The sequence below is a fragment of the Ruegeria sp. BC7 genome (genome assembly GCF_056539165.1).
The window spans coordinates 340,077-353,123 of record NZ_JBQFUL010000001.1; the positions used below are offsets into that span (position 1 = coordinate 340,077).

At 58.3% G+C, this 13,047-nt stretch carries 20 protein-coding genes; 13 read left to right on the plus strand and 7 right to left on the minus strand.

Features of this window, described 5'->3' with window-relative positions; translation table 11 throughout:
* Window positions 1-141: 141 nt before the first annotated feature.
* The 4 genes from ACR0KS_RS01480 to aspS all read left to right on the plus strand — a co-directional run bounded on the left by ACR0KS_RS01480 (window position 142) and on the right by aspS (window position 4,394).
* Window positions 142-1,269, plus strand: a complete 1,128-nt coding sequence (locus tag ACR0KS_RS01480; protein ID WP_170561914.1) for an aminodeoxychorismate synthase component I — start codon at window positions 142-144, stop codon at window positions 1,267-1,269.
* Window positions 1,224-1,871: an aminotransferase class IV family protein gene (locus ACR0KS_RS01485; RefSeq protein ID WP_170561917.1), complete on the plus strand. Its 648-nt coding sequence runs from the start codon at window positions 1,224-1,226 to the stop codon at window positions 1,869-1,871. Before ACR0KS_RS01480 ends, ACR0KS_RS01485 begins: the two co-directional genes overlap by 46 nt.
* Window positions 1,868-2,539 carry a CPBP family intramembrane glutamic endopeptidase gene (locus ACR0KS_RS01490; protein WP_170561920.1) on the plus strand — a complete coding sequence of 224 codons (672 nt, stop codon included), beginning with the start codon at window positions 1,868-1,870 and terminating at the stop codon, window positions 2,537-2,539. The genes ACR0KS_RS01485 and ACR0KS_RS01490 overlap by 4 nt, the downstream gene beginning before the upstream one ends.
* A 79-nt stretch (window positions 2,540-2,618) precedes the next feature.
* Window positions 2,619-4,394: an aspartate--tRNA ligase gene (aspS, locus tag ACR0KS_RS01495; RefSeq protein WP_170561923.1), complete on the plus strand. Its 1,776-nt coding sequence runs from the start codon at window positions 2,619-2,621 to the stop codon at window positions 4,392-4,394.
* Between the two features lie 195 nt (window positions 4,395-4,589).
* Here the strand turns inward: aspS and ACR0KS_RS01500 are convergent, their stop codons facing one another.
* Complete coding sequence (locus ACR0KS_RS01500; protein ID WP_170561926.1) at window positions 4,590-5,306, minus strand: response regulator; 717 nt, start codon at window positions 5,304-5,306, stop codon at window positions 4,590-4,592.
* A 136-nt stretch (window positions 5,307-5,442) separates the two neighbouring features.
* Between ACR0KS_RS01500 and mce the strand changes: the two genes are divergently transcribed.
* Together mce and ACR0KS_RS01510 are read left to right on the plus strand one after the other, a co-directional pair.
* A complete protein-coding gene (mce, locus tag ACR0KS_RS01505; protein WP_170384716.1) occupies window positions 5,443-5,847 on the plus strand; it encodes a methylmalonyl-CoA epimerase in 405 nt (134 codons plus the stop codon).
* A gap of 21 nt (window positions 5,848-5,868) precedes the next feature.
* Window positions 5,869-6,144 (plus strand): DUF1467 family protein, encoded by a 276-nt coding sequence (locus tag ACR0KS_RS01510; RefSeq protein WP_170561929.1) that lies wholly within the window; start codon window positions 5,869-5,871, stop codon window positions 6,142-6,144.
* 3 nt (window positions 6,145-6,147) lie between these two features.
* Here the strand turns inward: ACR0KS_RS01510 and ACR0KS_RS01515 are convergent, their stop codons facing one another.
* From ACR0KS_RS01515 to ACR0KS_RS01525, 3 genes are all read right to left on the minus strand, one after another.
* A complete protein-coding gene (locus ACR0KS_RS01515; protein ID WP_170563345.1) occupies window positions 6,148-6,843 on the minus strand; it encodes an EI24 domain-containing protein in 696 nt (231 codons plus the stop codon).
* A complete protein-coding gene (locus tag ACR0KS_RS01520; protein WP_170561932.1) occupies window positions 6,843-7,421 on the minus strand; it encodes a nitroreductase family protein in 579 nt (192 codons plus the stop codon). The genes ACR0KS_RS01515 and ACR0KS_RS01520 overlap by 1 nt, the downstream gene beginning before the upstream one ends.
* A gap of 285 nt (window positions 7,422-7,706) precedes the next feature.
* Window positions 7,707-7,952 (minus strand): hypothetical protein, encoded by a 246-nt coding sequence (locus tag ACR0KS_RS01525; protein WP_170384710.1) that lies wholly within the window; start codon window positions 7,950-7,952, stop codon window positions 7,707-7,709.
* Window positions 7,953-8,075: 123 nt separating this feature from the next.
* Between ACR0KS_RS01525 and ACR0KS_RS01530 the strand changes: the two genes are divergently transcribed.
* The 5 genes from ACR0KS_RS01530 to ACR0KS_RS01550 all read left to right on the plus strand — a co-directional run bounded on the left by ACR0KS_RS01530 (window position 8,076) and on the right by ACR0KS_RS01550 (window position 10,009).
* Window positions 8,076-8,783 (plus strand): M48 family metallopeptidase, encoded by a 708-nt coding sequence (locus ACR0KS_RS01530; protein WP_170411375.1) that lies wholly within the window; start codon window positions 8,076-8,078, stop codon window positions 8,781-8,783.
* Window positions 8,780-9,148 (plus strand): YigZ family protein, encoded by a 369-nt coding sequence (locus ACR0KS_RS01535; protein WP_170484132.1) that lies wholly within the window; start codon window positions 8,780-8,782, stop codon window positions 9,146-9,148. The genes ACR0KS_RS01530 and ACR0KS_RS01535 overlap by 4 nt, the downstream gene beginning before the upstream one ends.
* 116 nt (window positions 9,149-9,264) lie before the next feature.
* The gene (locus ACR0KS_RS01540; RefSeq protein WP_480693136.1) at window positions 9,265-9,480 is read left to right on the plus strand and encodes a DUF6455 family protein; all 216 of its coding nucleotides are present in this window, start codon (window positions 9,265-9,267) and stop codon (window positions 9,478-9,480) included.
* Entirely contained in the window at window positions 9,480-9,749 is a 270-nt protein-coding gene (locus ACR0KS_RS01545) for a DUF6455 family protein (RefSeq protein ID WP_480681232.1), read from the plus strand. The genes ACR0KS_RS01540 and ACR0KS_RS01545 overlap by 1 nt, the downstream gene beginning before the upstream one ends.
* A 2-nt stretch (window positions 9,750-9,751) precedes the next feature.
* The gene (locus tag ACR0KS_RS01550) at window positions 9,752-10,009 is read left to right on the plus strand and encodes a DUF6455 family protein (RefSeq protein WP_170548325.1); all 258 of its coding nucleotides are present in this window, start codon (window positions 9,752-9,754) and stop codon (window positions 10,007-10,009) included.
* Here the strand turns inward: ACR0KS_RS01550 and ACR0KS_RS01555 are convergent, their stop codons facing one another.
* On the minus strand, window positions 10,010-10,252 hold the full coding sequence (locus ACR0KS_RS01555; RefSeq protein WP_170561938.1) for a CDGSH iron-sulfur domain-containing protein: 243 nt from the start codon (window positions 10,250-10,252) through the stop codon (window positions 10,010-10,012).
* 215 nt (window positions 10,253-10,467) lie between these two features.
* Between ACR0KS_RS01555 and ACR0KS_RS01560 the strand changes: the two genes are divergently transcribed.
* Window positions 10,468-10,656 carry a hypothetical protein gene (locus tag ACR0KS_RS01560; RefSeq protein WP_170384698.1) on the plus strand — a complete coding sequence of 63 codons (189 nt, stop codon included), beginning with the start codon at window positions 10,468-10,470 and terminating at the stop codon, window positions 10,654-10,656.
* Window positions 10,657-10,750: 94 nt separating this feature from the next.
* Window positions 10,751-11,107, plus strand: a complete 357-nt coding sequence (locus ACR0KS_RS01565; protein WP_170484126.1) for a diacylglycerol kinase — start codon at window positions 10,751-10,753, stop codon at window positions 11,105-11,107.
* A 19-nt stretch (window positions 11,108-11,126) separates the two neighbouring features.
* On the opposite strand, the gene ACR0KS_RS01570 is transcribed toward ACR0KS_RS01565, so the two are convergent.
* Complete coding sequence (locus ACR0KS_RS01570; protein WP_170561941.1) at window positions 11,127-11,543, minus strand: hypothetical protein; 417 nt, start codon at window positions 11,541-11,543, stop codon at window positions 11,127-11,129.
* Between the two features lie 104 nt (window positions 11,544-11,647).
* Window positions 11,648-13,036 carry a 30S ribosomal protein S12 methylthiotransferase RimO gene (rimO, locus tag ACR0KS_RS01575; protein ID WP_170561944.1) on the minus strand — a complete coding sequence of 463 codons (1,389 nt, stop codon included), beginning with the start codon at window positions 13,034-13,036 and terminating at the stop codon, window positions 11,648-11,650.
* Between the last annotated feature and the right edge of the window lie 11 nt (window positions 13,037-13,047).

A 13,047-nucleotide genomic window follows, 5' to 3' on the forward strand; every position in this document is an offset into this window, starting at 1 on the left:
CCCCCAAGCGCCCAAATTGTCCTGCGTTATAGGGACCGCGCGAAAAGGTTCAAGGGGTATCGGAAACGGCGGCGAAATTGCCGCTTTCCCCTCTTTCCCTTGCCGCCTTATCCTCTATACCGCGCAGCACGGCAAATGAGGATGCACTTGCGTATTCGTTTTGATCATGGCCCGGCGGGGCCGGGAACCAGTTTTGACAGGCCCGCCAATGTGATCCGCGCTGACACGGCGGAGGATGTGCCCCAAGCGTTGGCGGCGCTGGATGAGGCGCGCGCCGAAGGCAGGTGGTTGGCAGGTTATGCCAGTTACGAACTGGGATATGTGCTGGAGCCTCGCCTTGCAGCCCGGATGCCGGACGACCGCCGCCTGCCTTTGCTGTGTTTCGGCGTTTACGACGCGCCTGTTCGCAACGATCTGCCAGCCTCCAGTGGTGGAATCACCGGGTTTGTGCCGCGCTGGGACGAGGCACGATACGCCCGCGCGTTTCAGCAGGTCCACGACGCCATCGGCGCAGGCGACATCTATCAGGCCAATCTGACATTTCCGATCGATCTGACGGTCGAGGGCGACAGCGCCGCCTTATACGCCGCACTTGCGTCAGGTCAGCCGGTGGGGCACGGCGCGCTTGTACAGCAGGACGGCCTGCCCGATCTGCTTAGCCGCTCGCCCGAGCTATTCTTTCGCACCGATACGGACCGTGGGATCGAAACGCGCCCGATGAAGGGTACTCAGCCCCGCAGCGAGGATATGGCCGAGGACGCGCGACGTCGCGAGTTTTTGTCAGTGGACCAAAAGAACCGGGCCGAAAACCTGATGATCGTAGACTTGCTGCGCAACGATATCAGCCGCGTCGCGCTGCCCGGCTCGGTCAAAGTGCCCGAGCTGTTCAAGGTCGAGACCTATGCGACCGTGCACCAGATGATCTCATTGGTGCAGGCGCAGTTGCATCTGGGGGCCGAGCTGTCGGATATCCTGATGGCATTGTTCCCCTGCGGCTCGATCACTGGCGCGCCCAAGATCCGTGCGATGGAGATTCTGTCCGACCTCGAGCCTTGGCCGCGCGATATCTATTGTGGTGCGATCGGTTGGGCGGCCCCGGATGGGCGGTCGGAATTCAACGTGGCAATCCGCACTTTGATGGTCGAGGATGGCAAGGCGACCTTAAACGTGGGTGGCGGCGTCGTCTGGGACAGCACCGCCCCGTCAGAATATGAGGAGGCGCTATGGAAGGCCCGCTTCGCCCGCCAGATGACCCTGACTTCCGCATAATCGAAACGCTGGCCTTCCGGCCGGAGCAGGGCTTTGTGCGCCGCGATCGTCATCTGGCGCGGATGGGCCGCACCGCCAAGGCGCTGGGGATACCGTTCGGAGCGCAGCAGGCAGAGGAGGCGCTGGATCGTGCCGCCGGGACTTCGCCTTTGCGCTGTCGTTTGACCTTGGCTGCGAACGGCGAGTTTGAGGTTACGACAGGGGCTTTGGCCGAGAACCCTCCGGTCTGGCGGGTGGCTGTGGCGGATCAGCGCCTGACGGCCTCGGATATCTGGCTGCAACATAAGACAACGCAGCGGGCGCTTTATGATACGGCCCGCGCTGCGCTGCCCAAGGGGATCGACGAGTTGCTTTTCGTCAACGAGCGTGAGGAATTGTGTGAGGGTACGATTACCAACCTGTTTTTGCTCATGCCGGATGGTCGTTGCCTGACGCCCGCGCTATCCAGCGGTTTGCTGCCCGGCATCCTGCGCGAAGAATTGCTTGATAATAAACAAGTTACCGAGGCCGCTCTGACCTTGACCGATCTGCGAAATGCGGAAAAGGTCTTCGTAGGAAATTCCTTGCGTGGTCTGATCCGAGCGGAGTTGGCGGCAGAGTGAGTAAACAAACCGATTGGGCCGACCGCGCGGCACCGCTTTTGCGGTTGCGACTAGAGTTTGGGCTGTTCTTCGTGGCGGTCCCGGTTCTGATCGCGGTGTTCTTCCCGCCGAATTGGATGTTCCCATCCCTGTTCACCTTTACGGCGCTGGGCATATTGCTTTTGCACTATACGCCGGGCTTTGCCTGGGCTGAGCTGCGATACAACTGGCGTAACTGGTCTTGGGGCGAAGTGGCAATTTTTGCCATCGCAATGACGGTATTTTGCAGCGCGCTTGTGATGTCCACGAAGCCCGAGGCCGCATTCTTTCTGCTGCGCAACCGGCCCGAGTTTCTGATCGTCATCTGGACTTTCTATCCTTTGATCTCGGCATTGCCGCAGGAATTGCTGTTCCGCGTCCTGTTTTATCGCCGATACCACGCCATCCTGCCGGATGGCCGGGCCTTTTACCTGCTGAATGCGTCCCTGTTTTCACTGGCTCACCTAATGTATTGGAGCTGTATCGTTGCCATCATGACCTTTGGTGGCGGGCTGTTGTTCACTTGGGCCTATCGCAGACGCGGCTCGTTTTTCTACGCGGTGCTGCTGCACGCGATTGCAGGGAACATCATCTTTGCGGCGGGTCTGGGCATCTATTTCTACTCGGGCAACGTGCAAAGGCCGTTTTGACGGGCTGACCCGCCTTGACTTTCCAAGCCTGACAGGGTGTATCGGCGCGACGAATTCTGCGCCCGAAGGGATATGATCCATGCACGCCTATCGCAGCCACACCTGCGCCGCTCTGACCGCCGCCAATGTTGGTGAAACCGTCCGCCTGTCCGGTTGGGTGCATCGTGTCCGAGATCACGGCGGCGTGCTGTTCATCGACCTGCGCGACCATTACGGCGTAACTCAGGTTCTGTGCGACGGTGACAGCGCTGCATTTGCAGAGCTGGAGAAGGTCCGCTCGGAATGGTGTGTCCGCATCGACGGCACCGTCAAAGCGCGCGATCCTGAGCTGGTGAACCCGAAACTGCCCACTGGCGAGGTTGAGGTTTACGTGCGCGAGTTGGAAGTGCTGGGCGCGGCCGACGAACTGCCGCTGATGGTGTTCGGAGATCAGGAATACCCCGAGGAAACTCGCCTGCGCTATCGCTATCTGGACCTACGCCGTGAGGCGATGCAGCAGAACATGACCCTGCGCTCGGACGTCGTGTCCTCGATGCGCAAACGCATGTGGGATCAGGGCTTCCGCGAATACCAGACGCCGATCATCACGGCCTCGTCCCCCGAAGGTGCGCGCGACTTTCTGGTGCCCTCACGCCTGCATCCGGGCAAGTTCTATGCGCTGCCGCAGGCACCTCAGCAGTTCAAGCAGCTGATCATGGTGTCGGGCTTTGACAAGTATTTCCAGATCGCGCCGTGTTTTCGCGACGAAGACCCGCGCGCCGACCGCTCGCCCACCGATTTCTACCAGCTTGACCTTGAGATGTCCTTTGTCGAGCAGCAGGACGTGTTCGACACGATCCAGCCCGTTCTAACCGGTGTGTTCGAGGAATTCGGCGGTGGCCGCAAGGTGGATCAGGAGTGGCCGCAAATCTCCTACAAGGACGCGGCCCTGTGGTACGGCACCGACAAGCCCGACCTGCGTAACCCTATTAAAATGCAAGTGGTCTCCGACCACTTCCGCGGGTCTGGCTTTGCGATTTTCGCAAAGCTGCTGGAGCAAGAGGGCACCGAAATTCGCGCGATTCCAGCGCCGAGTGGTGGCAGCCGCAAGTTCTGTGACCGTATGAACGCGTTCGCTCAGAAAGAGGGTCTGCCGGGGATGGGCTACATCTTCTGGCGCGATCAGGGCGAAGGGATGGAGGCCGCAGGACCGCTGGCCAAGAACATCGGCCCCGAGCGCACCGAGGCGATCCGTCAGCAGCTGGGTCTGGGTGTCGGCGATGCGGCGTTCTTCCTGGGGGGCAAGCCGAAAGCCTTTGAAAAGGTCGCCGGTAAGGCGCGCGACGTGATCGGCGAAGAACTTGGCCTCACCGAAAAAGACCGCTTTGCTTTTGCCTGGATCGTCGATTTCCCGATCTACGAGCAGGATGAAGAAACCGGCGCGATCGATTTTGAACACAACCCGTTCTCGATGCCGCAGGGCGGGATGGAGGCGCTGCAGGGTGATCCTCTGGACGTGCGGGGATATCAGTACGATCTGGCCTGTAACGGGTATGAGCTGGTCTCGGGTGCGATCCGGAACCACAAGCCTGAGATTATGTTGAAAGCGTTTGAACTGGCGGGCTATGGTGAGGATGAAGTGAAATCCCGCTTTGGTGCCTTGTTCAATGCATTCCACTATGGCGCGCCGCCGCACGGCGGGTGCGCTGCGGGTATCGACCGGATCGTGATGCTGTTGGCGGATGAGGCCAATATCCGCGAGGTCATGATGTTCCCCATGAACCAGCGCGCCGAAGACCTGATGATGGATGCGCCGTCTGACCCGACCTCGGATCAGTTGATGGAACTGGGGCTGCGGATTATCCCCCAGGAGTAAGCCAAAACTTACCGCTGAATCGACGGTGCCTAGCCGTCGGTTCAGCCTTTCGTGACACATTCAAAGCTGACCGGTTCTTTCAATCGGATCGCGCAGTTTTGTCCGCGCCTGCCGAATGTTGCGGGCCGCCGTGCGAGTCTGTGCATATACTCAAATACTCAGGATTGTCGCGGTCACGAAATAGGCTGTTGCCATTCAAATCGCCTCGCGCCGCGCCAGACGGGATTGAACAATTCCAGCTAGCTGCGCGACCACGGCAGTGAAGGGCGTTCCGTCACACCGCGACTTTGCAAGCTGTCGTGCCGCGTCAGCCAGGACCGTGTCACCTGCGTCACGGGCCACGCCGCGCAGGAACTGTGCCGCATAGTCCAATGAGCGGTGATCATTTGGCCCGGCCAGTACATCGGCGATGTGCGCCATGTCGTCCTGATACGCCATATGGTCGGGGGTGATGACCTCATCCCGAACGGCATGAAGGCTGTGCGGGCGGCGGTCTTCGGGCAGGCGTTCCAGAATTGAGGTCTGGAAATACGCCAGAGAATTGAGAGGTTTCTCAAGAAAGCCGTCGGCTCCGGCCGCGAGTGCGGTCGGTTCGGTGTTGTCGTCGCCTGACATGCCCAAAATAGCACCAATCCGCGGCGTGGCGTCGACCAGTTCCGCGATAAGCTCAGCGCCAGATCCGTCGGGCAGGCCCATGTCGATCAAAATGACGGATGGGCGATAGATTTGCAGATGACGCCTGGCTGACTTCAAGCAATCTGCGCGCCGGATGCGCGCGCCTGAATGAAGACACATGAGGCGGATCGCGTCGCAGGTATAGCGACTGTCCTCAACAACCAAAATCGTTTGACCCAGCAGTGGCCGTGTGGCGGTCGGCTGCGCGGGCGAAGAAATGGGGCACGAATCGTCCATGGCAGAACTCCTATTCAGCAGATGCTTGACGCTAGGAACTTCTGGCTAACACCACGTTAACGGCAATTTGGCGCACTTGTTCTTTGCTGGAACAGTCCCCATAACCGCTGCAACACTGAGAACAGAGGAGAGTTCTATGATTGGTCGCCTGAACCACGTCGCCATTGCAGTCCCCGATCTAGAGGCTGCTTCCGCCCAGTACCGCAACGCGTTGGGCGCCAAGGTCGGCGCGCCACAGGATGAACCCGATCACGGCGTGACGGTGGTTTTTATCGAACTGCCCAACACCAAGATCGAACTTCTTTACCCGCTTGGCGATGACAGCCCAATCAACGGGTTTCTCGAAAAGAATCCTTCGGGCGGCATCCATCATGTCTGCTACGAGGTGGAAGATATCATCGCCGCGCGCGATCACCTGAAGGAAACCGGTGCCCGGGTTCTGGGGTCGGGCGAACCCAAGATAGGGGCGCACGGCAAGCCGGTCCTTTTCCTGCATCCCAAGGACTTTAATGGCTGTCTGGTCGAGCTAGAACAGGTTTAAGTCAAGTTTCGGAGTGGCGTCATGACCATCACAGCTGCACTTGTTCTGTTTGCCGTCATCTGGTTCATGACGCTGCTTATCGTTCTGCCTATCCGCATCAAGACGCAGGGCGACCTGGGTGATATCGTGCCGGGCACACATGCCGGAGCGCCCGAAGTTCATCACATGAAAAAGAAGATGTGGATCACCACCGGTATATCGGTGGTGCTGTGGGCGATCATCGCGGGGATCATCATTTCTGGGGTGATCTCGGTGCGCGATTTCGATTGGCTGAACCAGTTGGAATCGCGCAACTAAGCGTCAGGGCGTCGGCCCTGACAGCTTGTGGTAGATATGAGTGAACGTGGCGGCGCCTATGATGGGAATAACCAGGTTCACCAATGGCACCGACAGCGGAATCGCCATCAGAGTGCCAGCGAGCCAAATGGTAGTGGAGTGTTTGGAGCGCAGCTTGCGCGCGCCCTCGCGCCCGATCCGACGCATCGCGGCCAACGTAAAGTATTCTCGCCCCAGCAGGAATCCGTTCATTGCCACAAAGATAAACGGGAATAGCGGTGTGAAGATCGCATAAAGGATCAGGGCCAAAAGGTTTGCTGCGATGAGAACGCCCATAAAGCTGATGGCGTCGCGTACGCCTTCGCTGAACGGAATTCCGGGCACTTTGGGCAAGTTGGGATAGTGTTTATCCTCGACGGCTTCCGCGACCTCTTCCAGAAACATCGAGATAATGGCCGAGGCGATGGGCATCATCAGAAAAACCGGAAGAATCAGGACCACGAAGATGCCAGAATAGTTCAGCACGTCGTTGAGCCACGGCACCGCGCCGACAAAGGGCAAGGACATTTCACCACTGGATAGCCAGTTGATCAGCCAGATTGCCGCCGCACAAGCGGCAATCAACAGGGCGATAGTCAGGCCGACGCCGCGCAGCAATACGGCACGGAACTTGGCATCGCCGATCTGACCCAGGGCCGCAAAGAATGCGTTCAGGATCATCATTCGGACACCCATTCGGTCAGAGAGGCAACGTCAGGACGCGGACGTTCAGGAGGCGTGGCGCCTTCTGTTGCGATATGAATCAATCCGGCCACGCGCTCGTTGTCCTGTAGCCCGAAGGCAGAGCGGCAAAATTCGGCATCATGGGTCTGCCAGCCCGACAACCAGTTCGCACCCCAGCCCATGGCGAGCGCGGCGTTTAGCAAGCCAAGGCATACTGCCCCCGCCGAATATGTCTGTTCGATGGCCGGAACTTTTTCGGAGGGCTTTTGCACTTCTACCACCGCAACAGCAAGATGACCCATGTCGAACTGGCTGCGGGCTTTTGCGATGTCTTCGGGGGATTTACCCAGTCGTTCTCCGCACTCCTGCGTCAATGCCGACAGTCGTGGCATCGCGCCTTTTTCGAGGACGATAAAACGCCAGGGTTCCAGCTTGCCATGATCCGGGCTACGCGCTGCCGCGGTCAGCAACGGCATCAGTTCTTCGCGCGACGGGGCCGGAGCCACAAGTGTTTTTGCAGGACGGGACCGGCGCGATTGCAGAAACTCCAAGGCGGCCGGATTCTTCAAGGACATATGTTAACTTCCTTTACATTGGCAATGTGTATCTGGTCGAACGCCTGGCGGGTTTCAAGGGCAAACGGCTGGGTTGCCCAGATCAATTTCATCCAGTGGTCAGCCTTGCAAGGGCGTTTGCGGTTAGGCGGGAAGAATGACCAGACTGTAGCCGCATAACCCACGAACGCTGAAGGATTTTGGCGACTCGGGATGGTATCGCGGTTGAAGCCGCGCCCCAAGCGCATCACATGGGGCGTCGTCTAAGTTTGCGACTGTTCGGGCACGAGGCGCGGGGTTGGTCTATCAACCCGGATGGGGCTTTTCGTGAATCTGATAGACGCCTTCGGGCAAGTCCAGCGCGGCTGCGAGGTCTCGTACCTGTTCGGGCGACAGGGTGATTTTCTGCACCGTGTCCGTGCGCGGGTCCAGTTGTTCCAGCGTTACACATTCAGCGAAATTGTTGATAACCACATCCTCTTGCAAAGGCTTGGCGCCTTCATCCACCAGGGTGATCACCGTCGAGTCGAATTCATGCTCTATCGAAAACATAAGGCAACAGTGCAGGGCGATTGATTGCAATGCAACCCGTTCAGTCGCAATCATGCTGTGGCGGTCCCTTTGCGACCGCGCTATGGTCAAATAAAACGGCAAGACCGTTTCAAAGGATGATCCATGCGCCGTCTGACCTATCTGTTGCTTCCCCTGATGCTGGCGGCCTGCGAAGCCGAAATCTTGCGCGTTCAACCTGCGGCCGAATGGCAGCAGGATACGGACGATTTCCGGGTCGAAGCCATCAAGTTTCAGGAGATCAGTCAGAAGGTCGGACAGCAGGCAAGAACAGAGTGTCTGACGCGTTCCGATGTCACCAATTGCGACTTTACGATCTTGGTTGACCTGGACCCCAAGGCTCCGGCCAATGCATTTCAGACGCTGGACGACAATAACCAGCCTGTCATCATTTTCACCCGTTCGATGATCCAGTCTGCCCAGAACCCCGATGAACTGGCTTTTGTCATGGGGCACGAGGCGGCTCATCACATCCTGCGGCACATACCGCGCCAGACCGTGAACGCGCGCGAAAGCGCCGAGATTTTCGGTGAACTGGCTCGGCTGGGCGGTGCAGACGGGGCCGATGTGGAAAAGGCACAGAAACTGGGCGCACAGGTGGGTGCGCAGGTTTACATCAAGGATTTTGAACTAGAGGCGGATCAGCTCGGTACTGTCATCACCTTCAAGGCTGGGTACAACCCTTTGATCGGGGCCAAGTATTTTGATCGCCTCCCTGATCCTGACGACAGTTTTCTGGGAACGCACCCACCCAACCAGCAGCGCGTGCAGATCGTCGTTGAAACCGCGCGCCAACTTGGGCTGACCCAATGACTGCACTGACGCGGTTGGGAGTTGTTCTGACGGATCGCGGATCGAAATATGCGGTCACCGGCGCGCCTGTGACCACGCGTGAGGATGTAGATGCCGTCTTGCAGGAACTGAAGTCAGACAAAAGCTATGCCAAGGCGACGCACAATACCTGGGCGGCTATGCTATCAACCGGAGCGTTGAAAGCCGATGATGGCGAAAGCGGCGCAGGCATGGTGATCCTGCGCATGATGGAGCGTGCGGAACTGGACGGTCACGTCATCATCGTCACGCGGTGGTATGGCGGCAAGAAACTTGGCGGAGATCGCTTTCGCCGCGTTCAGGACGCCACGCGCGCCTACCTTGATCACATAGCAGCCGGGTCTTGACCTGAGTCAAATGCCTGTGCCGGGGCATCGTCTATCCTAGAGCAAATGCGTTAGGGAAAGGATGCCGTATGCATAGCCGGGAAACGCTCAAAAAACACGCCGAACTGGTCGACCGAATGGCGAATAGGGTTGGCGTCGATTTGGAAGATGCCGCAATCCGCGGGGATGTTTCGATCGACCAAATCTCGGACGCCGTTCTTCGCTGTACCGGGTGCGCAAATCCAGATCATTGCCAAAGCCTACTGAACCGGGCCGAGATGACTGGGAATACTCCGGAATACTGTAGGAACAAGCCTCTTTTCAACCAACTGATCCCAGCATCGGACCGCTGATGCAGAGGTTGGGAGAGCTCATGACTCACATGCGGCTTGTGCTGCGTATGGGAAAGACGACGGGTACAGATGTCGTTGCCGCTCACCGGCAGGGGCGGCTGAGCCAGCAGGACTGGGCCGAAATGGTGAGGTCGTGTCAGGGATGCACGTGGGCGGCCAAGTGCCCTGAATGGCTGGACGAAAACGAAACTGTCGAACGGGCTCCGCGAACCTGCCCCAACCGCAAGAGGTTTACAGCGCTCAAGGCGCAGCAAGCACGGGATGGCTGACGATGCCGGATATTCTTGGGGATGTCGAAAAACACTTTTGGCTTACCCGATCGGTGGCACGATGCATGAATGTGTCCCTGACCGAGGCCATGGCCGACGGACGCCTCAGCCCTGACAAATACACCGAGATGGTCACGCGCTGCCGCGCCTCTCAATGCAGCCAGCGGTGCACGGCGTGGCTGTCAGTACAGCAGGCGCAATCCGACTCTGCGCCACACTTCTGCGCAAACGCAGACTCGCTGAATGCACTGAAAACGTAGTCAGAGTTTCGAGTGCGACCCGTCGCAAAGCGGCCTTTTTGCGCTGTTTTTACAGCCGCAGAAAAATACCTTTTTGCTGGAATCCGCTGTGTATTTTATCGGCTCAATCCCTGTGCCCTTATGAGAACCGTCACAAAAGGGCTGCCGTTTCGAGCGGCCGCAAGCACACCAGAAATAGTTTTTGCCCTCGGTCACTTCGACAGGATATGGGGATTTCTGAGTTATGATCGGGGCGTCTGACATGGGGCTTCTCCTTGCTCTGCTGCGTTCTTTTTCCAAGTGTAGAGCGGTTTTGGGAAAACTGTAGTGGTGTCCCTTTAGGCGGGCTTGGCAGCATGGTTTTGCCGCTCTCACATATTCGTGATTGATTTTGTTGCAAAAAAGTCAATGAAGTCGTATTTTTAGCGCGGCCCCGAATTTCAGGGCAATACTAGAAAATTGATAGAGGAATGACGGACATGAAAATTAAATTCGCTGCCGTTAGCGCAATCGCCCTGATTCTGGCTGCATGCTCGCAGCAAGAGGAGCCGGCTCCGGTCTACATCACGCCTGAGTACGACAAATACGGCACTCCGAGCTGCCCGGCAGGAACCGAGTTGGCCACGACCGAGGCTGGCCAGACTGTCTGTAATCCAGTCGCACAATAAACATTCAGCAGGTGGCCCAAGTTCGGGCCGCCTGCACCCGGACGTTCTGCCGCCCCATTCGGGCGGTTTTTTCTTGCCTGAAAGCCGAGGGTTCATGAAAAATTTCTTTGCACGCCTGATAGATCGCACACGCTGGAGCTGGCAGGGTTTCGCCGCGACGTGGAAGGATGAGTATTCGTTTCGCGCTTGGGCGTGGTCCAACCTTGTTTCGATCGCCTTGGCTCTTTTATTACCGCTGTCCGACGGCCTGCGCGCGCTGATTATTGTGCTGGGCGTGTTGGTGATGGTGGCAGAGCTGTTCAATACGGCAGTTGAACGCGCGGTTGACCATACGTCCACGGATCACAACGTGTTGGCGGGGCAGGCAAAAGACGCGGCCAGTGCTGCTGTTGCGCTGACCGCCGTTGCCGCTGGTGTGGCATGGGTTATCGGGCTTATCAGCCTGTTCTGATGTCAGATTTCGGCCGCGCCTACCGGCGTCGAATGCCGTAGTTTTGCGGAATGTAATAGGGCGAAGACAATCGGTTGAAAGGGCTGTGCACCGAGTAGTGATACCGCTTCGCTGGTTTGCCGTAATACCGTTTTGACTTGGCTTTATAGCGGTGGTCTTTGTGGTGGTGGACCTTGGGTTTACCCGTGTATTCAAGCACGGTCGCGTTGGATTTGTGCCCGTCTACCGTGGGTGTAGTCTTGCGGTGATACACTTTCGGAGCAGCATAATACCTGTGGACCCGGTGTTTGCTGCGAAGGTGCAGGCTGACCGAGTCCGATCCGATGAAAATGAACCCGCCTGTTCCTTTGCTATTGGCGAAAACGGGAAGGGCGCAAAGCTGGGCGACGACGACCAGAGCCAACAAATTCAGGCCAAAACGGTGCAAGCTGGGCAAGGAACCCTCCTGATTTCAAGGCAGGCTGTCCCGTCATGATCCACGAAATGGGCGCAAAACGCCAATAAACTTGTTTCACGCTCCTACGATCTTGGCCGAGCAGGTCAGACCAGTTTGCCCCAAAGGTCGTATTCGCCAGCCTCGTCCACATCGACAGAAACAATGTCGCCGGGCTTCAGGCTTTCAAAGGCTTCGTCGATGAATAGGTTGCCATCAATCTCTGGCGCATCGGCTTTCGTTCGACAGGTGGCGGCCTCATCATCGACCTCGTCCACGATCACGTCGAGTTTCTGGCCCACTTTGGCGGCCAGCTTTGCCTCGGAAATCGCTTGCGCCTTTTCCATGAAACGCTCCCAACGGTCCTGTTTGACGTCGGCCGGGACATGGTCGGGCAAATCGTTCGACCGTGCGCCATCCACGTTTTCGTATTGAAAGCACCCGACGCGATCCAACTGGGCCTCGTCCATCCAATCCAGCAGGGTTTGGAATTCGCTTTCGGTTTCGCCGGGATAGCCGACGATGAAGGTCGAGCGCAGCGTGATGTCCGGGCAGGTTGCGCGCCACGCGGCGATTTCATCCAGCGTCTTGGCGGCGGCCGCAGGGCGAGCCATGCGTTTTAGAACGTCGGGGTGCGCATGTTGGAACGGAATGTCCAGATAGGGCAGCACGTTGCAGCCCGCATCCGCCATCAGCGGGATCAACTCGCGCACATGCGGGTAGGGGTAAACATAGTGAAGGCGCACCCATGCGTCCAACTGCCCAAGCTCGCGCGCCAGATCGGTGATATGGCTGCGGACCTCACGGTCTTTCCACGGGTTCACGTCGTATTTGCGATCCAGCCCGTAGGCCGAGGTGTCTTGCGAGATCACCAGCAACTCGCGCACGCCATTTTCGACCAGCTTCTCGGCCTCGCGCAGTACCGCATGAGCGGGACGGCTGGCCAGTTTGCCGCGCATGTCCGGGATGATGCAAAACTTGCACTTGTGGTTACAGCCCTCGGAAATTTTCAGATAGCTGTAATGGCGCGGGGTCAGTTGCACGCTGGCAGCAGGCAGCAGATCCACGAACGGGTCGGGATCGGGCGGCACCGCCTGATGCACTGCATCCAATACCTGTTCATACTGATGCGGGCCGGTGACAGCCATGATGCGCGGGTGATGTTCACGGATGTAATCCGGCTCAGCCCCCAGACATCCCGTGACGATCACCTTGCCGTTCTCGACCAGAGCCTCACCGATGGCATCCAGCGACTCTGCCTTGGCGCTGTCGAGAAACCCGCAGGTGTTCACGATCACGGCATCCGCTCCTGAATAATCGGGCGATATCCCGTACCCTTCGGCCCGCAGGCGGGTCAGAATACGCTCGCTATCCACCAAAGCCTTGGGGCAGCCCAGCGACACCATGCCGATGGTCGGCTGGTTTGAACGGGGTGTCTCGGTGATCCGGACGGCAGGCGCCAGGTCGGGGCGGAGGTTCGGCGGGTTCGTGGTCATGGCGCGGCATA